21 protein-coding genes are annotated in these 23,033 nt (G+C 40.7%); 17 read left to right on the top strand and 4 right to left on the bottom strand.

Annotated elements, in window-relative coordinates:
* Positions 1–24 precede the first annotated feature (24 nt).
* Positions 25–960 (bottom strand): polysaccharide deacetylase family protein, encoded by a 936-nt coding sequence (locus tag A6J31_RS06960; RefSeq protein WP_080610789.1) that lies wholly within the window; start codon positions 958–960, stop codon positions 25–27.
* Between the two features lie 129 nt (positions 961–1,089).
* Here A6J31_RS06960 and A6J31_RS06955 point away from each other — a divergent pair, with 129 nt between their 5' ends.
* From A6J31_RS06955 to A6J31_RS06890, 14 genes are all read left to right on the top strand, one after another.
* Entirely contained in the window at positions 1,090–1,845 is a 756-nt protein-coding gene (locus A6J31_RS06955; protein WP_002948862.1) for a lysophospholipid acyltransferase family protein, read from the top strand.
* A gap of 108 nt (positions 1,846–1,953) precedes the next feature.
* Complete coding sequence (locus A6J31_RS06950) at positions 1,954–2,649, top strand: helix-hairpin-helix domain-containing protein (RefSeq protein WP_080610788.1); 696 nt, start codon at positions 1,954–1,956, stop codon at positions 2,647–2,649.
* Positions 2,639–4,879, top strand: a complete 2,241-nt coding sequence (locus A6J31_RS06945; protein WP_080610787.1) for a DNA internalization-related competence protein ComEC/Rec2 — start codon at positions 2,639–2,641, stop codon at positions 4,877–4,879. Before A6J31_RS06950 ends, A6J31_RS06945 begins: the two co-directional genes overlap by 11 nt.
* Before the next feature lie 85 nt (positions 4,880–4,964).
* Positions 4,965–6,227 (top strand): UDP-N-acetylglucosamine 1-carboxyvinyltransferase, encoded by a 1,263-nt coding sequence (locus A6J31_RS06940; protein ID WP_021143745.1) that lies wholly within the window; start codon positions 4,965–4,967, stop codon positions 6,225–6,227.
* Between the two features lie 65 nt (positions 6,228–6,292).
* On the top strand, positions 6,293–6,838 hold the full coding sequence (locus A6J31_RS06935; protein ID WP_013991031.1) for a GNAT family N-acetyltransferase: 546 nt from the start codon (positions 6,293–6,295) through the stop codon (positions 6,836–6,838).
* Entirely contained in the window at positions 6,831–8,111 is a 1,281-nt protein-coding gene (spxR, locus tag A6J31_RS06930) for a CBS-HotDog domain-containing transcription factor SpxR (RefSeq protein WP_002884454.1), read from the top strand. Before A6J31_RS06935 ends, spxR begins: the two co-directional genes overlap by 8 nt.
* Positions 8,112–8,154: 43 nt before the next feature.
* The gene (locus A6J31_RS06925; protein ID WP_002884335.1) at positions 8,155–9,015 is read left to right on the top strand and encodes a methionyl aminopeptidase; all 861 of its coding nucleotides are present in this window, start codon (positions 8,155–8,157) and stop codon (positions 9,013–9,015) included.
* A gap of 1 nt (position 9,016) precedes the next feature.
* The gene (locus A6J31_RS06920; RefSeq protein WP_013991030.1) at positions 9,017–9,976 is read left to right on the top strand and encodes a YihY/virulence factor BrkB family protein; all 960 of its coding nucleotides are present in this window, start codon (positions 9,017–9,019) and stop codon (positions 9,974–9,976) included.
* Positions 9,977–10,066: 90 nt separating this feature from the next.
* Positions 10,067–10,576, top strand: a complete 510-nt coding sequence (locus A6J31_RS06915) for a QueT transporter family protein (protein ID WP_002891556.1) — start codon at positions 10,067–10,069, stop codon at positions 10,574–10,576.
* A gap of 50 nt (positions 10,577–10,626) precedes the next feature.
* The gene (gene ligA / locus A6J31_RS06910; RefSeq protein WP_080610786.1) at positions 10,627–12,585 is read left to right on the top strand and encodes an NAD-dependent DNA ligase LigA; all 1,959 of its coding nucleotides are present in this window, start codon (positions 10,627–10,629) and stop codon (positions 12,583–12,585) included.
* Positions 12,586–12,594: 9 nt separating this feature from the next.
* Positions 12,595–13,608 (top strand): diacylglycerol kinase, encoded by a 1,014-nt coding sequence (locus A6J31_RS06905; protein WP_004183144.1) that lies wholly within the window; start codon positions 12,595–12,597, stop codon positions 13,606–13,608.
* Between the two features lie 122 nt (positions 13,609–13,730).
* Positions 13,731–14,756, top strand: coding sequence for a hypothetical protein (locus A6J31_RS06900; RefSeq protein ID WP_080610785.1), 1,026 nt, complete (start codon positions 13,731–13,733; stop codon positions 14,754–14,756).
* A gap of 77 nt (positions 14,757–14,833) precedes the next feature.
* The gene (locus tag A6J31_RS06895; protein WP_080610784.1) at positions 14,834–15,823 is read left to right on the top strand and encodes a helix-turn-helix transcriptional regulator; all 990 of its coding nucleotides are present in this window, start codon (positions 14,834–14,836) and stop codon (positions 15,821–15,823) included.
* Positions 15,824–15,929: 106 nt separating this feature from the next.
* Positions 15,930–17,558, top strand: a complete 1,629-nt coding sequence (locus A6J31_RS06890) for a hypothetical protein (protein ID WP_080610783.1) — start codon at positions 15,930–15,932, stop codon at positions 17,556–17,558.
* Positions 17,559–17,597: 39 nt separating this feature from the next.
* Here A6J31_RS06890 and A6J31_RS06885 read toward each other — a convergent pair whose 3' ends face one another.
* Entirely contained in the window at positions 17,598–18,077 is a 480-nt protein-coding gene (locus A6J31_RS06885) for a QueT transporter family protein (protein WP_080610782.1), read from the bottom strand.
* Between the two features lie 72 nt (positions 18,078–18,149).
* Positions 18,150–18,977 carry an exodeoxyribonuclease III gene (locus A6J31_RS06880; protein ID WP_002884246.1) on the bottom strand — a complete coding sequence of 276 codons (828 nt, stop codon included), beginning with the start codon at positions 18,975–18,977 and terminating at the stop codon, positions 18,150–18,152.
* A gap of 127 nt (positions 18,978–19,104) precedes the next feature.
* On the opposite strand from A6J31_RS06880, the gene A6J31_RS06875 reads away from it, so the two are divergent.
* From A6J31_RS06875 to A6J31_RS06865, 3 genes are all read left to right on the top strand, one after another.
* Entirely contained in the window at positions 19,105–19,437 is a 333-nt protein-coding gene (locus tag A6J31_RS06875; protein ID WP_080610781.1) for a hypothetical protein, read from the top strand.
* A gap of 88 nt (positions 19,438–19,525) precedes the next feature.
* Positions 19,526–20,575 (top strand): LLM class flavin-dependent oxidoreductase, encoded by a 1,050-nt coding sequence (locus A6J31_RS06870; protein ID WP_080610780.1) that lies wholly within the window; start codon positions 19,526–19,528, stop codon positions 20,573–20,575.
* 95 nt (positions 20,576–20,670) lie between these two features.
* Positions 20,671–21,423 carry a DUF4767 domain-containing protein gene (locus A6J31_RS06865; protein ID WP_021143756.1) on the top strand — a complete coding sequence of 251 codons (753 nt, stop codon included), beginning with the start codon at positions 20,671–20,673 and terminating at the stop codon, positions 21,421–21,423.
* An 83-nt stretch (positions 21,424–21,506) separates the two neighbouring features.
* Here A6J31_RS06865 and tehB read toward each other — a convergent pair whose 3' ends face one another.
* On the bottom strand, positions 21,507–22,385 hold the full coding sequence (gene tehB, locus A6J31_RS06860; protein WP_002884191.1) for an SAM-dependent methyltransferase TehB: 879 nt from the start codon (positions 22,383–22,385) through the stop codon (positions 21,507–21,509).
* Positions 22,386–23,033: the final 648 nt, after the last annotated feature.

The raw sequence follows: 23,033 nt of genomic DNA, 5'->3' as shown, positions 1-23,033 counted from the left end.
TCCCAAAGGAACTGTTGCGAGTGATTACTCTAGGACACCGAAGGTATATCCTTGATTTTTGAAATATTCGATAATTTGTGGAAGGGTCTGAACAGTCAGCTCCTTACCAGCTGTATCGTGCATTAGTACAACTTTAACAGTAGTTTCAGGGAAATATTTCTGTGAACCGTCCATATAAGCCATCATGCTTTCAGATGTGGTTGGACGAACAGAGAGTGGTTCTGCATCTCCACAGAGCATGTTCCAGTCAATCCACTGGATATCTTCCTTGGCGAGAGCATGGTCAGTACTTTCTAGACCTTGCCATGACATATGACCACCAGGATAACGGAAAATTCTTGTCTTGAAGTCCTTGCCTAAGATAGCTTGGAAATTGGCATTGGTTTGGTTAACCTCAGAAACAATTTGACTTTGATTTGGAACGCGCCCAGGATAAAGTAGGTTAAAGTTGTGACTAAGGCTATGGTTAGCAATAGCGTGCCCTTCTGTAATTTGACGTTTGAGGATGTCCGCGTTTTCTTGAGTAATAGTATTCCCAATGTGGAAGAATGTGGCATGAACACCGTATTCTTTCAAGATACTCATGACTTGTGGGGTCAGTGTTGGATCAATTCCGTCATCGAAGGTTAAAAAGACAACCTTACCGTCAACATCTTGAGATACACCACGGATAGTGTTATTAACAGCAGTAACGTCGTAGGCATAGTCAGAGGCTTCAATGCTATGGTTACTACTTTTTTTGAGTTGTGTTTTATCATCTTCTTTAGCTTTTTCTGAAGATGAGCTTGTGCTATTAGCGACTTGTTCAGTCTTTTCAGCCTTGGCTACTTGTTCAGCTTTAGAGCTGTGGCGTTGTGACAAGGCAAAGCCTAGAATAGCCAGTACGGCCAGATTAGCAATAATGAGGCATAGATTAAGTGCCTTCCTGTTTTTCCCTATAATCTCAATACATTTTTTCATAGTTACATTATAGCTCAATATATTAGAAAGTGCCACAACATTTTCAATTGTTTTACAAAGAAATTCGATGAAAAAGCACTCCTTTTTTTGGTATAATAGTAAAAAACTTGTAGAAAAAGAGGTAAAAACGTGTTTTACGCTTATTTACGTGGGCTTGTTGTCTTCCTTCTATGGATTATCAATGGGAATGCCCATTACCACAATCGCGATAAATTATTGAACAAGGACGAAAACTATATCTTGGTTGCTCCGCACCGAACTTGGTGGGACCCTGTTTATATGGCTTTTTCAGCTCGTCCTAAGCAGTTTATTTTCATGGCTAAGAAAGAACTCTTCAAGAGTCGTATCTTTGGTTGGTGGATCCGCATGTGCGGAGCCTTCCCAATTGACCGTGAAAATCCTGGTCAGGAAGCTATCAAGTACCCTGTTAACATGCTTAAGAAGAGTAATCGTAGTTTGATTATGTTCCCAAGTGGTAGCCGCCATTCATCTGATGTTAAGGGTGGGGTTGCGGTTATCGCTAAGATGGCCAAGGTTAAGATTATGCCGGTTGTCTATCAAGGACCTCGTGAACTCAAGGGACTCTTGACAGGTGAACGTGTGGATATGAACTATGGTAATCCTATTGATATTTCAGATTTGAAGCGTTTGAATGACGAAAATATTCAAGAGGTTGCTCGTCGTATCCAGTCTGAATTTGATCGCCTTGATGAGGAAGCTTTGAGCTATCAAACAGGCAAGAAACCCAATCCTTTGACTTATATTTACCGAGTACCTCTCGGTATTGTGGCTATCATTGCGGTACTTTTGACCATGGCTTTCTCATATGTAGCTAGCTTTGTTTGGAATCCTGAAAAACACCGTGCCAAAGAAACACAGAAATAGGCTAATAACTCTGTCAGACATAGATCTGATGGAGTTTTTTTTCTTTTTGATATATTTTTCAAGTTTTTTACGAATATGAAAGAAAATATATCAATTAAGGAGAATAGCGTGAAGGAAAAGATTCTAGCCTATGTCAAAGATAATCGTCTGTTTGTGAGTGTCATCGCTGTACTGATGATGATTTTTTGCTTCTTTCTATGGATGACTTGTGGTGCCGGCAACAGCATGGAGGCGGAGACGTCTTATACAGATGTGACAGCTTTGTCAACCTCCTCCTCTAAACAAAGTTCACAGTCTCTTTCTGAGGCGTCTTCCCAGTCAAAGACTGAAGGAAGTAAAAAGGAGAAGTCAAAAGTAACGGTAGATGTTAAGGGGGCTGTGGCTAATCCGGGTGTTTATACTTTAAAAGCAAGCGCTAGGGTGACTGATGCCATCAAAGCTGCTGGGGGAATGACTGAGGATGCGGATGCTAAGAGTGTTAATTTAGCTGCAAGCCTGTCAGACGAAGAGGTTATCTATGTGGCAACTAAGGATGAAAACCTTTCTGTTCTTGGTCAATCAGGAACTGGTCAGGTCTCTGACAAAGGAGGGCAAACTAGTGCTAAGGATGGCAAAATCAACTTAAACACAGCGACTTCAGAGGAGTTACAAACCATTTCTGGAATTGGCGCTAAGCGTGCTGAGGATATCATTGCCTATCGTGAAAGTCATGGAGGTTTTCAATCCGTAGATGACTTGAAAAATGTCTCAGGGATTGGTGATAAAACTTTAGATAAAATCAGAGAGTCCCTCTATGTGGCTTAAAAAAGCTCCCATCAATCTTTTTTCCTTGGCTCTGTTAATAGCTGCCCTTTATTTTACGATTTTTGTCACTAATGTTTATGCTATTGGGGTTTTGTCTTTTCTTTTAGGATGTTTTTTGAAGCATCATTGGAAGAATAAGGCAGCCCTAAAGTTGGTGGGGCTTGTAGGTAGTTTCTTTTTGATTTACTTTTTATTCTTGCAACACAGAGCTACCATACAAGATAAACAAGCTCCTACTGCAATCAATCAAGTGACTCTGGTTGCTGATACGCTATCGGTTAATGGTGAGCAATTATCAGCTATTGGAAAGGCAAAGGGACAAACCTATCAGGTTTTTTACCGACTCAAATCTGAGAAGGAGCAGTATTTTTTTAAGACTACTAGTCAAACCTTGGTATTAAAAGGGAAAATAAAGTTATCCCCAGTAACTGGTCAACGTAATTTTCAAGGGTTTAATTATCAGTCTTATCTAGCCAGTCAAGGCATTTATCGAATGGCTCAGATTGAGCGCTTGGATCATGTGGTGTCTCAAAAAAACACATCTCCCCTAGCTTTTTTCCATCAACTGAGGAGGAGGGCTTTGGTTCATATTCAGACGCATTTTCCTAATCCTATGAGACACTATATGACAGGTCTGCTCTTTGGGTATTTGGACAAGGAGTTTGATGAGCAAAGTCAGCTTTACACAAGCTTAGGTATTATTCATCTATTCGCACTTTCGGGGATGCAAGTGGGCTTTTTTCTGGGATGGTTTCGCTACGGACTCCTACGCTTGGGCCTTCCTAAAGATTATCTATTTATTATCTTGCTGCCTTTTTCCTTATGCTATGGCTTAATGACAGGTTGGACAGCTTCTGTCCTACGTTCCTTGATTCAAAGTTTGTTGGCTGAGTTTGGTATTAAAAAACTGGACAATATGGGAATAACCTTGCTTCTAATGTTTCTCTTTTTACCTCATTTTCTTTTGACAGTGGGAGGTGTTTTAAGTTGTTCCTATGCCTTTTTGTTGTGTTTGTTTGATTTTGAGGAGATGTCATCTCTTAAAAAGTCAATCTGTACGAGCTTGGTATTGAGTCTTGGGATTTTGCCCTTTCTAACTTACTATTATGGGACCTTTCAACCGGTGAGTTTAATTCTGACAGCGATGTTTTCGATAGTCTTTGATAGCTTTCTCTTACCTGTCTTGACGGTCTTCTTTGTCCTTTCAGGGTTGGTAATCTTTTCTCAAATCAACCCACTTTTTGAATGGATGGAGACCTTTTTGACTTGGATACAATCCTGGATAGGCCAGCCTTTGATTCTAGGGAAACCTAGTTTGTTTCAGTTTGGCTTGATGATAGCTGTATTGGTTCTGCTCTTTGATTTTTGGAAAAAGCCTCAGTTTAGGATTTGCCTTTTGATGATTTTTGGTCTTTTGATGGTCTGGGTCAAACATCCTTTAACCAATGAGGTGACTATGGTTGACGTTGGTCAGGGAGATAGTATTTTTCTGAGGAGTATGAAAGGCGATACCATCCTGATTGATGTGGGTGGCAAGGTGACTTTCGGCCTAAAGGAAAAATGGCAAGAGGCTAGTCAGACGAGCAATGCGGAGAAAACCTTGATTCCCTATCTACAGGCTAGGGGAGTGTCTCAAATTGACCATATGGTCCTGACTCATACGGATACAGACCATATTGGTGATTTGGAAGAAGTAGCCAAGCGGTTTAAGATTAAGGAAATCTGTGTCAGTCAAGGAGCTTTGACTAAGCCTAGTTTTGTGAAACGACTTAGGACTTTAAAACGCCCAGTTCGTACTCTAAAGGCTGGAGACAACTTACCCATGATGGGAAGCAAGCTACAGGTTCTTTATCCAAATAAAGTTGGTGATGGTGGTAATAATGATTCGATAGTGCTCTATGGAAAATTATTAGGAAGCAGTTTTCTGTTTACGGGTGATCTGGAAAAGGAAGGAGAGGAGGAACTGATGGCCAGTTATCCCAATTTAAAAGCAGGCATCCTCAAAGCTGGACACCACGGTTCAAAAGGGTCATCGTCTGAAGCGTTTTTGGACCAGTTGCAGCCCTCCCTTGCCCTTGTTTCAGCTGGTGAGAATAATCGCTATAAACATCCAAATGATGAAACTTTGAAGCGTTTTAAGGAACGTCACATTAAGGTTTTACGAACAGACCAGAACGGTGCTATCCGTTTTAAAGGGTGGTTTAAGTGGTCAAGTGAAACTGTCCGATAATTGTTAGCGTTCTTAATTTGTCATGCACCTCAATCTATGGTAGAATGTAAAGGCTAATATTCCAGTATAAGAAAGATTGAACAGTATGCGTAAAATTATCATCAATGGTGGTAAGAAACTTCAGGGAGAAGTTACAGTATCAGGGGCTAAAAATTCAGTTGTTGCTTTGATTCCAGCCATCATTTTATCTGATGGAGTGGTTACTCTTGATGGGGTGCCAGCAATCAGCGACGTCGATAACCTCATTGAAATTATAGAAGTAATGGGTGGTTCTGTTAAGCGTGATGGCGAAACACTTGAAATTGATCCACGAGGCGTCAAGGATATGCCAATGCCATTTGGTAAGATTAACAGCCTTCGTGCTTCTTACTATTTCTACGGTAGCTTGCTTGGACGTTACGGTCAAGCAACAGTAGGTTTGCCTGGTGGCTGTGATTTGGGACCACGTCCTATTGACCTTCACCTTAAGGCGTTTGAAGCGATGGGTGCAAGCATTTCCTATGAAGCAGAGTCTATGCGTATTGCGACTGATGCTGGTCAACGCATTAAGGGTGCTCATATCTACATGGATACGGTCAGTGTTGGAGCGACTATCAATACCATGTTGGCAGCGGCTAAGGCTGACGGTCGTACGGTTATTGAAAATGCGGCGCGTGAACCTGAGATTATTGATGTAGCAACTCTTCTTAACAATATGGGAGCGCGTGTACGTGGCGCTGGTACAGAAGTCATCACGATTGACGGTGTAGAAAGCTTACATGGCACTCGTCACCAGGTCATTCCAGACCGTATTGAAGCGGGTTCTTACATTGCTATGGCTGCGGCTATCGGTAAGGGAATTAAGGTTAAAAATGTTCTTTATGAACACCTTGAAAGTTTTATTGCTAAACTTGAAGCAATGGGTGTTCGTATGACCGTTGAAGAAGATGCCATCTTTGTGGAAGAGCAAGGTGATCTAAAACCTGTTGACATTAAGACGTCGCCTTATCCAGGTTTTGCAACAGATTTACAACAACCTATGACACCATTGTTATTGAAAGCAAGTGGTCGCGGAAAAATCATAGATACAATTTATGAAAAACGTGTGAATCACGTTCCTGAATTGGCTCGTATGGGTGCTGATATTCAAGTACTCGGTGGACAAATTGTTTACAATGGTCCAACGCAACTTTCAGGTGCACCAGTAAAAGCTAGTGATTTGCGTGCGGGTGCGGCACTTGTTACAGCGGGTCTTATGGCAGAAGGTCAAACTGAAATTACCAATATTGAGTTTATCCTTCGCGGGTATTCAAATATCATTGAGAAACTTTCTGACCTTGGTGCAGATATTCGTTTGATTGAAGATTAAGTCTAAGGTTCAACCCCTAGTGGTTGAGCCTTTTTCCATTTTTAAAACTGTGTTATAATACTATCATGGATATTTGGACTAGTCTGGGTGCTTTTGCCTTTTTTGAGTCGGAGCGCCTTTCTTTTAGACCACTCATCTTTTTGGATCGTTTTGATTTACATGAAATTGTATCAAATCCTCAGAATCTACAATTTTTCTTTCCTGCCACTCAAACACAGCATGAAACGGATTGCCTTTTGGTTCATTATTTCATGAAGGAACCTCTAGGTGTATGGGCCATTGTAGATAAAGAGTTAGATAAGATGATTGGCGTTGTTCGTTTTGAAAAGATTGATGTCCAGAAACGGACTGCAGAGCTTGGCTATTTTTTGAATGCCTCATACTGGGGGAGAGGTCTAATGACTGAGGCGGTTACCTGTCTGTCAGATTTGGCTTTGACAGCTATGGGAATGGACCGTATTATTCTTATTGCCCATTTGGAAAATAAGGCATCGATTCGTGTAGCGGAAAAATCTGGCTTTAAGCTTGTGTCCCGCTTTAAGGGAGCAGACCGATACACTCGTACCATGCGTGATTATCTCCGCTTTGAGAAGGAGGAGAACTGTGAGTAAACATCAAGAAATTCTAGATTATCTTGAGGCCTTGCCAATCGGTAAGCGTGTTAGTGTGCGTAGTATTTCGAATCACTTACAGGTTTCTGATGGAACTGCCTATCGAGCCATTAAAGAAGCTGAAAATCGAGGGCTGGTTGAGACTCGTCCTCGGAGTGGGACGGTTCGAATTGAAAAGAAAGTCCAAGTTCGCCTTGACAGGCTGACCTTTGCGGAGATTGCAGAGATTACAGAGTCTGAGGTTATCTCTGGTCATGAAGGTCTGGAACGTGTCTTCAGTAAGTTCTATATTGGAGCCATGACTATTGAGAATATCACCCGTTATTTAACCAAGGGAGACCTTCTTATTGTTGGGGACCGTGAGGATATTCAATTGCTTGCCCTAGAACACAATAATGCTATTCTAGTGACGGGGGGCTTTCAGGTTTCCGATAGGGTAAAAGAGCTTTCTCGTTTGAAGCAATTTCCAGTTATGGTAACAACTTACGATACCTTTACCGTGGCAACCATGATTAACCAGGCACTTTCGAATGTCCGCATCAAAACAGACATCAAGACTGTAGCTCAAGTCTATACCAGACGAGAAGACTACAACTACATGACTCCAGAAATGACGGTCAGGGATTTTCAGAATTTGGTTAAACGGACCAATTTGGTACGTTTTCCAATTTTATCTGAGTCTGAAAAAGTGATTGGGATTGTGACCATGCGGGATGTGTCTAATCAGCAACCGACGACCATGCTTAAGGCAATCATGACAAAGCCGACGGTGACACGACTTGAGACTAGTTTGGCAACTGTTGCCCAAAAGATGATTTTTGAAGACTTTGATATCATTCCTGTTGTGGACGAAGAAAAACATTATCTAGGTGTTATCACTCGTCGTCAGGTTTTGGAAGAACTTCAGGACAATAATCGTGGCAACTTGCACACCTTTAGTGATCAAATGATAGCTAACCTAAATCAGGACAAGCATGCTTTCAGCTTTGAGGTAGAGCCCACTATGATTGACAATTCTGGGAACCTCACTCAGGGTGTTCTTGCAGAGATGGTTAAAGAGGTTGTCTATCGTATCATGGAAAAGCAGGAGCAAAATGGTCTTGTGATTGAAGAGATGATGTTTTACTTTCTTCAGGCAGCTCAGATCGATGACAAGGTGACGATTACACCAAGTATTATCGCTGAGACCAGACGTAGAGCGCATCTGGACCTTATGGTTACTCACGGAAATCATACCGTCTGCAAATCAGTCGTTGTGGTTAAGAAAACTTAGGAACGAATAAAAAATAAAAGATATAAAGAAAACGGAGAAAACAATGATTACATTAAAATCAGCACGTGAAATTGAAGCGATGGATAGGGCAGGGGATTTTCTTGCTAGCATTCACATTGGTCTACGTGACCTCTTGAAACCAGGAGTAGACATGTGGGAAGTAGAAGAGTATGTGCGTCGTCGTTGTAAAGAAGAAAATGTTCTTCCCCTTCAGATTGGAGTTGAGGGAAGCATTATGGATTACCCTTATGCGACATGCTGTGGCCTTAATGACGAAGTGGCACATGCCTTTCCACGTCACTATATTTTGAAAGATGGTGACCTCTTGAAAGTTGATATGGTCTTGTCAGAACCTATTGATAAGTCAGTCCTTGATGTGTCAAAATTGAACTTTGACAATGTTGCTCAGGTTAAAAAATACACGGAATCATATTCTGGCGGTTTGGCTGACTCATGTTGGGCTTATGCGATTGGAACGCCATCTGACGAAGTGAAAAAACTTATGGAAGTAACACGTGAGGCTATGTACCTTGGTATTGAACAAGCGGTTGTCGGTAACCGTATCGGTGATATCGGGGCAGCTATCCAAGAATACGCTGAAAGTCGTGGTTACGGTGTTGTTCGTGATTTGGTTGGACACGGAGTTGGGCCAACAATGCACGAAGAACCAATGGTGCCAAACTATGGGGTGGCTGGACGAGGTCTCCGTCTCAAAGAAGGAATGGTTTTGACTATCGAGCCAATGATTAACACTGGTACTTGGGAAATTGATACGGACCTTGAAACGGGTTGGGCTCACAAAACTCTTGACGGTGGACTTTCTTGTCAATATGAACACCAATTTGTTATTACTAAGGATGGTCCAGTAATTTTGACTTCTCAAGGCGAAGAAAGAACTTACTAATATGAAACGACAAGGCTTAATGGCCCGTCTCTTGGATAAACTCCAGTGGCGCCCTTTGCAGGTTTATCTTAGGCATTATCGTAGTGCAGAGATAGACATTTCAACTATCGCAGTGGCTTACTATCTCATTTTGACGGTTTTTCCGCTCATTGTCATTGCGGCCAATGTCTTTCCCTATCTGAATATTGATACGACAGATCTCTTGAAGTTTATGAATGAGCATCTTCCTAAGCAGTTTTATGCACCTGCAGCCAACGTTGTTCAGGATATCTTCTCGACACCTTCTGGACAGTTGTTGGGAGTTGCCTCTTTGACGGGATTCTGGACTATGATTAAGTCCTTGTCTTCACTTCAAAAGGCGATTAACAAGGTATATGGTGCCTCAGAACATCGTGATGTCTTTATTAGTCACATTATCGGTGGTTTCATGAGTCTGGTTATTTTGTTCCTGCTCACCTTTGCACTAATGCTGTCCACAATTATTCAGTCGGTCCTTCGAGTTATCAATCAGACCTATCCTATTGGTTCCAAGATGACCCAGCTTATTCTAAATAGTATTCAACCTCTGAGTATTGCAGTTGTCTTCCTGGGAATGATGGTGCTTTATTTCGTGCTTCCAAATGTGAAGATTCGAAAAATCCGTTACGTTATGCCAGGGACTATCTTTACGACTTTAGTGATTGGTTATTTAAGTAACTTGTTTGGAACCTACGTGATTCGTACCTTGAGTCGATTAGTTGACATCAAGTTATTTGGATCCATTATGATTTTCGTCTTCATGCTTTGGTTCATCTTTTTGGCCAGGATTTTGATTTTGGGCGCCGTCTTTAATGCGACCTATCAAGAACTTAGACAAGGTGAACTAAAAAGTAGAAGAGGAGATGTGATTACTATTATTCAGAGCTTTTCTGGAGATGGTAGTGACAGCAAAAAACACAAAAAACATGAGGATGATTCCTAGATGATAAAAAGAGCTTGGTGAGATCCAGGCTCTTTTGACGGGATTATTGATTTTTCGTAACTAATAAAAAACATTGATTATGGAGGAAAAATGAAAAAACAAACTGTTCGTGATTTAACACATATTGCTATTGTGGCAGCCCTTTATGTGGTCTTGACTGTCGTGCCACCCTTTAACTTAATTTCCTACGGTCCCTACCAGTTCCGAATTGCAGAAATGTTCAATCTTTTAGGATTTTATAATCGCAAGTATATCATTGCCGTTACTTTGGGCTGTGTGATTGCTAATTTCTTTAGCTTTAACATGATTGATGTGGTTGTTGGAAGCCTATCAACATTGGTCTTTGTTGGTTCAGGCGTTTATTTCTTTGATCGTTTTAAAAACCAAGACATTTTGGGTGGCCTTTTTGACAAGGCTCATGTTTTCTTTGCCTTTTACTTCTCATTCTTCATGGTGACGATTGCGGCTGAGTTGACCCTAGTTACTCAAGCACCATTTTGGGCAACTTGGTTCACTGTTGCTATGGGAGAATTGGCTTCACTTTTGGTTGGTGCAATTCTTATTAAGAAATTGGCCAAAGTCATTGATTTTGTTTCCTAAATTAACGTCTGTAAAGGCGTTTTTTTCTGCTTTTATGTTAAAATGTTCCTATGGAAAAACGAATGAAAGAGCTGGTTGCTAAACTTAACCAGTATGCAAAAGAGTATTATACGGAAGATAATCCATCGGTGTCAGATGCAGACTATGATAAGCTCTATCGAGAGCTAGTAGCTTTGGAGGCTGAGCACCCTGAATATGTTCAAGCAGATAGTCCTACGCATCGTGTGGGAGGTCTGGTTCTTGATGGTTTTGAAAAATATCAACATGAGTATCCGCTTTATAGTTTGCAGGATGCTTTTTCACGAGAAGAACTGGATGCCTTTGATCAGAGAGTGAAGGCCGAATTTCCTAATGCTGATTATATGGCTGAACTTAAAATTGATGGTCTCTCTATCTCGCTGACCTATGTGGATGGTGTTCTCCAGGTAGGTGCTACACGTGGTGATGGTTCTATCGGTGAAAATATCACTGAAAATGTCAAGCGTATCTCAGATATTCCTCTCAAGTTGGACCAGCCGCTTAATATTACCGTTCGTGGAGAGTGTTACCTGCCACGGGCTGAGTTTGAACGCATCAACATCCAGCGTCAGGAGAATGGTGAAGCCGAATTTGCCAATCCACGTAATGCAGCAGCCGGAACCCTTCGTCAGTTGGATACTAAAGTGGTTGCAGAGCGTCGTTTAGCGACTTTCCTTTATCAGGAAGCGAGTCCAACGGAGCGTCTCACACAAAATGATGTCTTGAATGAAGTGGCAGAACTAGGTTTCTCTGTTAATCCACGACGTATTGTCACATCATCGATGGATGAGATTTGGGACTTTATTCAAGCTGTTGGACAGGATCGCGATGACTTGGCTTATGATATTGATGGTGTTGTTATCAAAGTCAATAGTTTGGCTATGCAAGAAGAGCTAGGTTTTACAGTTAAGGCACCACGTTGGGCCATTGCTTATAAATTCCCTGCTGAGGAAAAGGAAGCAGAACTTCTCTCAGTGGACTGGCAGGTAGGTCGTACGGGTGTAGTAACGCCGACTGCTAATTTAACTCCAGTGCAATTAGCAGGGACAACGGTTAGTCGTGCTACTCTTCATAATGTGGATTATATTGCTGAAAAAGACATTCGTATCGGGGATACCGTTATTGTCTACAAAGCTGGTGATATTATCCCTGCAGTACTTCGTGTAGTAGAAAGCAAGCGTACAACGCAAGAACCGATGGAAGTACCGACGCAATGTCCATCTTGTGGCAGTGGTCTCTTACATTTTGAAGATGAAGTTGCCCTACGTTGTATTAATCCTTCTTGTCCTGCTCAGATTAAGGAAGGCCTCATCCATTTTGCCTCTCGTGATGCCATGAACATCGCAGGTATGGGACCTTCAGTGGTTGAAAAGCTCTTTAAAGCTGAATTGGTTAAAGATGTAGCTGATATCTATGGCTTGAACAGTCAGGATTTTCTCCATTTGGAAGGTTTCAAGGAAAAGTCTGCTGAGAAACTTTATGCAGCCATTCAAGCCTCAAAAGAAAATTCTGCAGAGAAATTGCTCTATGGTTTGGGTATTCGTCATGTCGGTGCCAAAGTTAGTAAGCAGTTGCTAGAAGCATTTGGAAGTATACAAGAGTTAGCAAGCGCAGATGTCGAGGCAATTGCTGCTGTAGATGGTTTAGGAGAGGTTATTGCCAAGTCCATCCAGCGTTATTTTGCCAAGGAAGAAGCTCAGGTTCTTCTTAAAGAACTGGAAACCTATGGGGTTAATTTGTCCTACCTTGGGCAAAAGGTAGCAGATGATGCCATCCTATCTGGAAAGACAGTTGTTTTGACAGGAAAATTGGAGCATCTTAAACGTAGTGAAGCAAAGGCAAAACTTGAAGCTCTGGGTGCTAAGGTGACAGGTTCTGTCTCTAAGAAAACAGATTTAGTAGTTGCTGGTAGTGATGCCGGAAGTAAGTTGGAAAAAGCACAAAGCCTAGGAATTGAAGTAAAAGATGAGGCTTGGTTGCTGGATTTATAGGAGTTCAATATGAAACAAAAACGTGCCCGCTTAATTTATAATCCAACATCTGGACAAGAAATTATGAAAAAAAATGTTGCTGAGGTCTTAGATATTCTGGAAGGCGCTGGCTTTGAAGCATCAGCCTTTCAAACAACACCAGATGAGAACTCAGCAAAAAATGAGGCCACTCGTGCGGCTAAAGCAGGCTTTGACTTAGTCATTGCTGCAGGTGGCGATGGAACAATCAATGAGGTTGTTTCTGGGATTGCCCCACTCAAAAATCGCCCACAAATGGCGGTTATTCCAACGGGGACAACAAATGACTTTGCACGCGCTTTAAAGATTCCAAGAGGAAATCCTGTTGAAGCAGCCAAGGTTATTGCTAAAAATCAAACCCTTCAAATGGATATTGGTCGTGCCTATGCTGATAAATACTTCATCAATATTGCAGCTGCGGGTTCCTTTACGGAACTAACTTATAGTGTGCCTAGCCGCTTAAAGACAGTGCTTGGTTATTTGGCTTACCTTGTTAAGGGGGCGGAGTTGTTGCCACAAGTTAAGAAGGTTCCTGTCCGCATTACGCATGATGAGGGTGTCTTTGAAGGTGGCCTTTCCATGATTTTCGTTGCCTTGACCAATTCAGTTGGTGGCTTTGAAACGATTGCCCCAGATGCTAAACTGGATGATGGTAAATTTACACTAATCATGGTTAAGACAGCCAACCTCTTTGAATTGGTAGACCTTATTCGTCAGGTTCTCCAAGGTGGTAAACACATCTACGACAAGAGAATTTCCTATATCAAAACGAGTTCGCTGTATATTGAGCCTCAGGGGAAAGATCGTATGATGATTAACCTAGATGGTGAATACGGTGGTGATGCACCTATCCAGCTTCAAAACCTTAAAAATCACATTGAATTCTATGCTAATATTGATGAGATTTCAGATGATGCCATCACTCTTCCAGATACAGATGAATTGGCCCTCGAAGCCATTGCACAAAAATTCAGTACAGAAGCTGAAAAAATCGAGAATGACTAATGTAAAACCTTTAAGCAACCTAAGACAGGTTGCTTTTTAAGTATATCTGTAGAAAATGACGTTTTCATTTGTTACAATAGAAAAAACTGGGAAATTGTTATATAGAATATTTAGAGGAGTAGATGTTTAATAAAGAAAGTAAACGTTATTTAAGTGATGATCATCTAAAGAATGGTGATCAGGTTTTCGAGTCGGCTTTTAGTAATCAAGGGCCAGAGTTTGAATCTGCTTTTCAGGAGGAAAAAGCTGAAAAGCGACATTTCTTTTTGACCTTTGTTTTGCCATTGATACTCTTAAGTGTGAGCTGGATGTCGGTCTTCTTATCTTGGAGGTATAAGCCGATAATTCTGTATCTGGCTGTAATTGTGGCTTGTTTTGTCCTTGCTATCATTCTCTTTAGAATGGGACAGAAGCGAGGTAGATTTCTCTTTACCGCAATCGTGCTTGCCCTGATTGGATTATCCTTCTTTGCAACTTTAGGTGGTTCTGTCTATCGAGGGGCTATGAAGAAATATAGGCTGATTCAGCAAGTGTCTCAGTCAGATCTTGATGAGGAGAAACCCGATAGTGATGATCCAAAAAACTACGAAGATAAGTCTGCGATTTATAATTGGACGGAAGAAGATTTTGAAAATCTGAAACCCAAGGTTGATACCTTACGTTCGATTATTAAAAGTCATGGTAAGGGCAATTACGTCGAAATGGAATCAAGTGGTCTCAAGGTGAGATACGAACGTGGAGATGGTAATGAGTATATTGATCTCTCTTTTGTGAAGGACGAAAAGGGACGCTTTGTTTATGATGGTGGAACAGCGACTTATCCACTTGATGGCGTCACTGAAGTTGATAACTATAGCAGTAATTGGACTGAGGAGCAGATAAATAGCTTACGTACCAAAGACCAAGCTTATTTTGGTCCAACAACATCCTTGTCTGAGGTCATTAGGGAACATCCTCAGGCAAAAGGTGCTTGGAGAAGTATAAAGGTCCATTCATCAGGAATCATGCATAAGTCAGTTGATCTTAATTACACTGATCAGAATAGTCCTATTGAGAAAGCACAATTGTTAAGACTCTCTTTTGAGTATAACGAAAAGAAAAAGGACTATTATTTGAGCTATAATTCTGTGGATCGTGGCCACTGGTGATGACTATCTATGATAATTAATAACTAGACAGCAATTTTTTAGTAATAAGAGGTTTGATTATAAAGGGGGATTTTATAATGACAGCATCAAAAACCAAACGTCTCTTGTACTTTATGTCCGAATTAGAAAAGGGAAATGACATTTCGAAAACGGACTACCTGGCTCGCTTTGGCATTAGTGAGCGTACGCTTAAAGAGGATGTGAGTGAGCTCAAGGAGAACTTGACTGAACTCCGTCCAAATATGAAGGTTAAGTATTCCAGAAAATACGGTTCCTATCATGCTCAGTATGAACAAGGCTACGGTAACCTTAAATACAATCAGGCAGTTATCCTATCTAAGATTCTTTTAGAGAGTCGAGCTCTTCGAAAGGATGAAGTAGCAGAGATAATCAACATCTTTGTTGAGAGGGCTGTAGACGACAAGGAGCGCAGACGTATCAAGCGATTGACTGAGCTAGAACTGGATAGTTATCAAGAACTTAAGATTTATCAGGAACAAGATAAGTCACTCTTACCAGCTATTTCAGCTATTTTCGATGCCATAGTGGACCAACGTCCATTGTCATTTAGTTACCGTAAGCCAGGAGAAAAAGTGGAGGAATATAAGGTCTTTCCAATTTCAGTCATTTTTGACAACCACTATTTCTACTGTATTTCTTACAAACTGGATGACAACCTTACTTGTGATTATAAGTTCTCTGAAATCCGTTATTTCCGTGTGGATCGTTTCCAGACCATTCATAAATCCGAAAATGATTTGGCTTTCACGCTCAGTCCAGAACAAAAAGAACGTCTTATTACAGATGAGCAGGTACGTTATCAGGCTTTCTCAATGCTTTCTGGTAACGAGTGGGCTCGAATTACCTTTGAGTATAAAGGACTTTACCGTGATGTCTTGGAATCCGATATTCCAAAACTAAAATTGCTTGAAGAAAGCACTAGTGATGGTGTTGATCAGGTCCGTTATGAGATTGAAACCTTTAGTTTATTAGGTTTTCAAAAGTATATTCAACGCTTTGATGGGGATTTTGTGTTCCTCAAGATTGAATCAATAGATAACAAATGAAAAAGGCCTTCGGTTATCCGAATGCCTTTTTAAATCTGACAAAAATAGTACAATTGTGTTAAAATAGGAGTACGGAAACGTTATCATTTCCATAAGGAGGGAAAATATGAAAGAAAAGAAAAAAGAAATGCAAAAACAAGTCTTAACTCTTTTAGGAATCTTGATTTTTGCCTTTGTCAATGTGTTTATCTTTGATAATAAGATGGGCGTTGGTTTTTCTGCCTTCTCAACTATCACCCTGATGAGTATTGGACTCTTGTCTAAGCGCACCAGTCTGCGAGTTTTGGCCATTATTTCCTATCTCATCAATGTGGTAGCAGCCGTTTTTGGCTTCAACTACGTTGGTTTTCTAACAGCAGTTCAAGCCATTGAACTTATCTTCGTTATCTGGTATCTTTACCCACGTGACACGTTTTTGAGACGAGATACAACTGATAAATACACTTACCGCTATCGTTGGATTCATTTGCTCTTGACGGTTTTAATCTCAATTGGAGGTTATATCGTTTTTACAGTTGTTTCTAGTATTTGGAATGGTTCCTTCCTAGAATACGGTGGGAACACAGCTCTCATCTTTGCCATGCAATATTTACTCTTTTTGAGTATTACCAAGTCAAGGGAAGATGAACCGACCAAGGTTGCCCATTTGTTCCAAAAGGAACGCCGTACTAAGGAAATGAAAGCAGCAATAGAGGCTGAACGCCAAGCCAAAGAAAGAGCACTTGCACAAGCTTTCGAGGTACCTTTAAAGGCACCTAGTCAAACGGCTGCAAAATTTGGTAACAACATGATCAAATTTGCATCTGTCTGGCTTTTGGTAATGGATATGTCCATCTTGGCTTATTTCTTCCGACCAAATGATGTTGGCTTCAGCTTTGGTGCTTTCTTTGTGCTATTGACCATTGTCTTGTCCTTGATTTTCAAATCTGAGGAAGACAAGGAGGATGTTTTCTCTATCATCTATCACAAGGTCCGTCCTATTCAACCTATCTTCTTCATTTTACTTTTGATTGCCCATGCGCATAAGTTCAGCTACGGTGCTGCTTACGCTCTCTTGTTCTCAGCTGCTTATTTCTTCTGGGCTATCAATAAGATTAATATGAAGACCCTCTTGACCTTTACAGTCATCATTTATTTCTTCCCAGTCTTTGGTTATCTCTCTAACCCATACCGTCTGGGTGCTGAAAATCTTAAGATGGTAGGTGAACTGGTGACAGATCGTGAGAAGTCTAATACCTTCTATCTCGGTCATTATTGGTCACTTCTAGGTCTACAGAGTGATGGTGAATATGAAGGAGTCCCTACTTCTTGGCAGGCTGCGAAGTTCGCTGATATTCAAACATTATCTGATGATAGTGACATCACTTCAGGTGTCTTCCAAGTGAATAGTCACAATGATTATGATTATGATTTACATTTAACAAATAACAAGGGCACCATTGAGGTTACAACTGGCTCTGGAAAAGATAAGAAAGAATACCAGTTCACTGACTTTGCCAGAACTTATTATCGATATGAAAAATTGAAAAAAACGGATAACCAAAAGCGTTATAAAGATTTTTACAAGGTAGGTACTGTTTCGACTGAGTTGGGAACTTATAATCTTTATCTTGAAATGAATCAAGATTGGGTTGATGAGTATCAAAAAGATCCTACTAATGTTGACTACCGTTTGCTTATCTCTGGTGACAAATTGACACCAAAAGAAGCTTACAAAAAAGCATATCATTACTAAAAAATATCTCTGCACATTGCAGAGATATTTTTGTTTTGGTCAGTCTTTGTAACCACGTTTGATCAACTCTCGGACAAGAACAGCACCCAGGATTGAAGGAACTAATTGTCCTAGGAGGAGATTAATAACGAGAGCAAAATAAGGAAGTTTGAGTAAGGCACTAAGCCAGATTGGTACCACTAAGGCAGGAACGAGTAGGATTGGGAGAATAATCAACCAGCTAGATAACTTAGCTTTACGGATGAGGTAGATGCTACCAGTTGCCAAAAAGCTAGCAAAGAAGCCGCCGACCACATCAATCAAGCCCAATCCGCCAAAAGAGTTAGCAATAGCATTGGCAATGCTGATAGGGAATACCAAAAATGGGAAGATGTAGGTTAATCCATATAAAGCGGTGGCCAGACGCATCTGAACCGCACCAAAGGAAATGGCTTGAGACACAAAGAGGATAGCGATGTAAAGAGCCATCATAATAGCTGACAGAACGAGCTTTTGAGTGGTATTAAGTTTGGTTTTCATAATTTCTCCTTAATTGGGCATAGTAAAAGAGTAGCAGGTCTACTCTTTTTGTGATTTAGGTCTAGAGTTATTTTATAAATCAATCTCTAAGACAATAGGTGTGTGGTCTTGACGATCACCAGAGTCAATCATGTCTGATTTTGTGACCTTGTCGGCAATACGATTTGAAGTCAACCAGTAGTCAATTCTCCAGCCTGTATTGTTGATTTTAGATGTTTTACTACGTTGGGCCCACCAAGTATAAGCTCCTGTAACATCGCCATTGAGGTGACGGTAGGTATCTGTGAAACCTTTGGCAAGGAGGTTAGTGAAACCAGCACGTTCTTCATCTGTGAAGCCTGGTGAACGGCGATTACTTGAAGGATTAGCCAAGTCGATTTCCTTGTGGGCAACATTGTAGTCACCAGTCGCAAGCACTGGTTTCTGAGCGTCCAATTCAGCTAGGTAATCCGCATATTTTTCATCCCAGATTTGACGTTCAAGCAGACGTTTGAGGCCATCACCAGCATTTGGTGTGTAGACCTGTGTCACAAAGAAATTGTCAAATTCGAGAGTGATGATACGCCCTTCACAGTCCATGGTTGAAGGTGCTCCGATTTCAGGATAGGTAATGACTGGATTCAGTTCTTTTTTATACAAGAACATGGTTCCAGCATAACCTTTACGGGCAGGTTCAACAGATGAACGCCAAGTATTGTCATAGTCAGGGAAGTAGTCTTCCAAGATTTGCAAATGCTTTTTAGTCGGACCTTTAGCAGACAGTTTTGTCTCTTGAATAGCAATGATGTCTGCATTTTCAGCGACCAAGGTGTCGATAACAGCGCGTGATAATTGAGCGCGTGCAGAATCACTAGTAAGGGCGGCATTTAGTGAATCAATATTCCAAGAAATTAATTTCATGTGTACAGTTTCCTTTTTTGAATCTTTCCTTTCTATTGTAGCAGAAAATAAGGTGTCAGGCGAGTTATGGGTTTGATAAGGGAAGCTAGGAGGAGTATACTTATCTTAGATTGAGAGGTGACAATCAATGAAAAAACAAACACGCATTTATGGTTTGTTTTGGGTTCTCTTTTTGCTACAAATCATTCTTACAATCATGATTTGGTGGTCACAGGGGCTAGTGCTTCCTCTGGTCGTTTTACCGGGGTTGAGTTTCTACTTCCTGCTTTATTTAAGGTATCTCTTAGGCTACAACCTTAAGCAATCTCCCTCAGAACCTTTATTTGTTCTTCGTAGATTTGGTCTTGGAACTAGTTTAAATCCTCAAAATCCTCTGGGTTATAAGCTTAGTCTCCTAGTGGTCATGGGTGTTTTAGTTCTTCTTTTCTGCCTAACCCTATTAGCCTTTCTTGGAAAATAGAGTTTTAGGCTTTTTCATTTGTAATTATCACTAATTAGTGATAATGTTGTTCTCATAACAAATAAAAGAATTACTGGAGGAAAGATTTATGACGATTGAACTTGGCATTTCAACTTTTGGAGAAACAACCCTTCTAGAATCAACTGGAAAACCTATCTCTCATGACCAACGTATTCGAGAACTCGTTGAAGAAATTGAATTGGCGGATCAAGTTGGACTAGACATTTATGCGATTGGAGAGCATCACCGTGAAGATTTTGCAGTGTCGGCACCGGAAATTGTTCTTGCAGCAGGTGCTGTGAATACCAAGAAGATTCGTTTATCTAGTGCAGTAACCATTTTGTCATCTATTGACCCGGTTCGTGTCTATCAGCAGTATGCAACCATTGATGCTCTGTCAAATGGCCGTGCAGAAATCATGGCGGGTAGAGGCTCCTTTGTTGAGAGTTTCCCACTTTTTGGCTATGACCTGTCAGACTACGATGAACTTTTCAATGAAAAACTAGACATGCTTCTGGAAGTGAAAAAGCAGACGAATTTAACCTGGCGAGGCAAGCATACTCAGTCTGTTGACAATCGCCCTGTGTATCCGCGAGCAGTCCAAGATGATTTTCCAATATGGGTAGCGACAGGTGGTCACATTGAGTCGACCATTCAAATTGCGGAAAAAGGTCTGCCAATTGCCTATGCTACAATTGGAGGAAATCCAAAGGCCTTTGCAAAATTAGTTGAGGTTTATAAGGAAATTGGTTCTCGAAATGGTTATTCGGATGAACAACTTAAGGTGGCTGCTCATTCTTGGGGTTGGATTGAAGAAAATAATTTCCAAGCGATAGAAAATTATTTTTATCCAACGAAACAAACGGTGGATAACATTGCTAAAGATCGCCCACACTGGTCTGAAATGACTAAAGAGCAGTACTATGCTAGTGTTGGACCCAACGGAGCCATGTTCGTTGGTGACCCTGCTCGCGTTGCTCAAAAAATCATTCGTCTTATTGAGGATTTACAGCTAGATCGCTTCATGCTTCATCTCCCGATTGGTTCTATGCCACATGAAGACGTTCTAAAGGCTATTAAACTTTATGGTGAAGAAGTGGCGCCGATTGTTCGTCGTTATTTTGAAAATAAAGGTTAATAGCTTGAAGGTAAACCTCAAGTTCTCTCTACTATTGTCATCATCACTGTTCTATGATAGGATGGAAGATAATTGATAAAGAGAAGAGGAAAATTATGCGAAAGCTGTCAGAAGCAGAATGGATAAGTCGTTTTGAGCAAGTTCAGGGGCGTAAACCGAAACCTGATGAATTACAATTAGCTTATCAGTCTGGCCTTATTGGAATCTCGAAAAATTATAATTATATCTATATTCTTCTGGGGGCTCTAGTAGCAATCGTAGTTGGCATTGGCTTGACTCTAGTCTCTAGTTCAATGAAGAACGTCAAACAGACCAAGTCATCTGCCACAGTGGCTAGCTCGATATTTTCATCGACAGAGAAGGCTAGTGCCACATCAAGTACTTCATTGGCCGAAAATCCGAAGACAAGTGAATCTAGCAGTGCAAGTATTGACACACCTGATGCTAACCATGCTAAGGAAGCCTATACTGAAAATCCACGTTGGACCAATGACAAAGCTAGTCAACTTGCTAGTTTGATGGTTTCTTGGGGCAATCAGATGAATCAGCCTGGATACAAAGAAATCACCAATGAGGCTTCTTCTTTGCCTATCCGTTGGATGTCGGACCATAACCAGACTGTGGATGCTACATATGCTGCAAATGGTAATAGCAGTGCTGAGTATACCATTGTTTCCGTTTACGAGAGATGGGAAAATGTATCTGTTCACCGTTATTTCTTTACCATCAAAAAAGATGGAACTCCCTTTGTTCTTTATTCACCAACTACCAATGGTGGTGTGTATTATGTCAAAGAAACAGAAAATGCAGACCTTAAATCAGGATATGCAGACATTGTAAACAATTAAAAAACTAGGAATCCGACTGGATTCCTAGTTTTTACTTTGAAGACGAGTCAAGCTGTGCTCAGCTCGTCTTCAGTTATTCGCTCTTATTTAACCTTCTTAGCTAACATGGTTGCAAATTGAAGGGCGATGGGATTGCCATATTCATCCAAACGGTGAAGGTGACCAAGATTTTCATTATACTTGACTAACTCCCAGTCACTATAATAATTTTTCAACTCCCCCTCTTCAAATGTAAATGGGAAAGGCATGGTACAAGGGTGTTCCTCGGTATCCATGGCACAGACAATTAGATTGTAACCACCAACGACAGTACGCTCTTGCATATTCTTGATAATAGCCGGAATTTGATCGGGATCAAGGAACATAAAGACTACTGTTGAGAGGATGAAATCAAAGGTTTCAGACTCAGGAAGAGCAGCAGCATTGATATCGTAGTAGCCAGCTCTAACATTGTAATTTTCCTCATCTGCAATCATTTGGATGCGTTGTGTAGCTTCGTTATTAACATCAACGGCTGTAACATCATGCCCAAGAGATGCCAAATAAAGAGCGTTACGACCGTGACCACAGCCTAGGTCAAGGGTACGACCAGGTTTGATATGGCCAGATTGGACTGCTTCAAGAACCTCGGAGTGGGCCTTAGTGTCATACTTTTTAGCCATGTAGTCTTCAGGTTTACAGTAAAAAGAAAGATAGCATTCCAAATCATCTGAAGCAGCAGCGATGCGATGCCAAGCTTGTGGTTCAACAAAAGGAATCTCTGTCTCGGAGGTAAAGAGGTGCTCTGCAGTAACCTCTCCCTCTTCGTCTAATTCGTAGAAGTGAAGAGATCCCGATAGAATGGTCAATTTAGCCCAAGTTCCCACCTTAGTATTGTGTTTTTGCGTCACCATTTCTGGAAGTGTTGTAGCTGTCCAGTTTGGTAAACGTTTGTAGCAAAGAAGTTGCTGATCTATAGTCATTTTATGAGTTCCTTTCAAACGGTATGGCTCTATTATAGCAAAAGTATGGAAAAAGAAAAAAGGCCTAGCCGGGTGAGCTAGACGATTTTCTTGTGAGAGATCTGATAATCTAGGAATGGGGAAAAGTGTTTGGGGAAGATAGGTATAAATGTTAAGAAGGGTTCCTAGACTATTTAGAAAACATTTATGAGAACAATAAGTTTTAAATGATAAAACATTTATCTATAACTCATTAGGTCTCTCTTTACATTATCTATTGTACCAAAAAAAATCAGAGAAAACTTACATATTTTTAAAATATGTAAGAAAAAATCATGAACAGTCATTTTCTGATCTTGAATGGTAATTTTGTGAGAATTATTTTGAACGATTACTAATCTACTAGGTTAATATCAAGGCCTATGTGCTTTAGATACAATAAAAAACGCCTAGCTGCTGTTGCTAGACGTTCTTTATTAGGAGAGATCTGGAAATCTAGGAATGGGGGAAAAGTGTTTGGGGAAGATAGGTATAAATGTTAAGAAGGGTTCCTAGACTATTTTTATTCTGTTTATGAGAATAATGAGCAAAAACTAACAAAGTTGAGTTTTCTAACTCATCCGGTCTCTCTTTACATTTTCTATTTTACCAAAAAAAACGGAGAAAACT

It is taken from the genome of Streptococcus sp. FDAARGOS_192, assembly GCF_002073815.2.
Taxonomy (GTDB): domain Bacteria; phylum Bacillota; class Bacilli; order Lactobacillales; family Streptococcaceae; genus Streptococcus; species Streptococcus salivarius_H.
The sequence above is the reverse complement of the archived record's forward strand: the minus strand, read 5'-3'. Positions and strand labels throughout refer to the sequence as shown.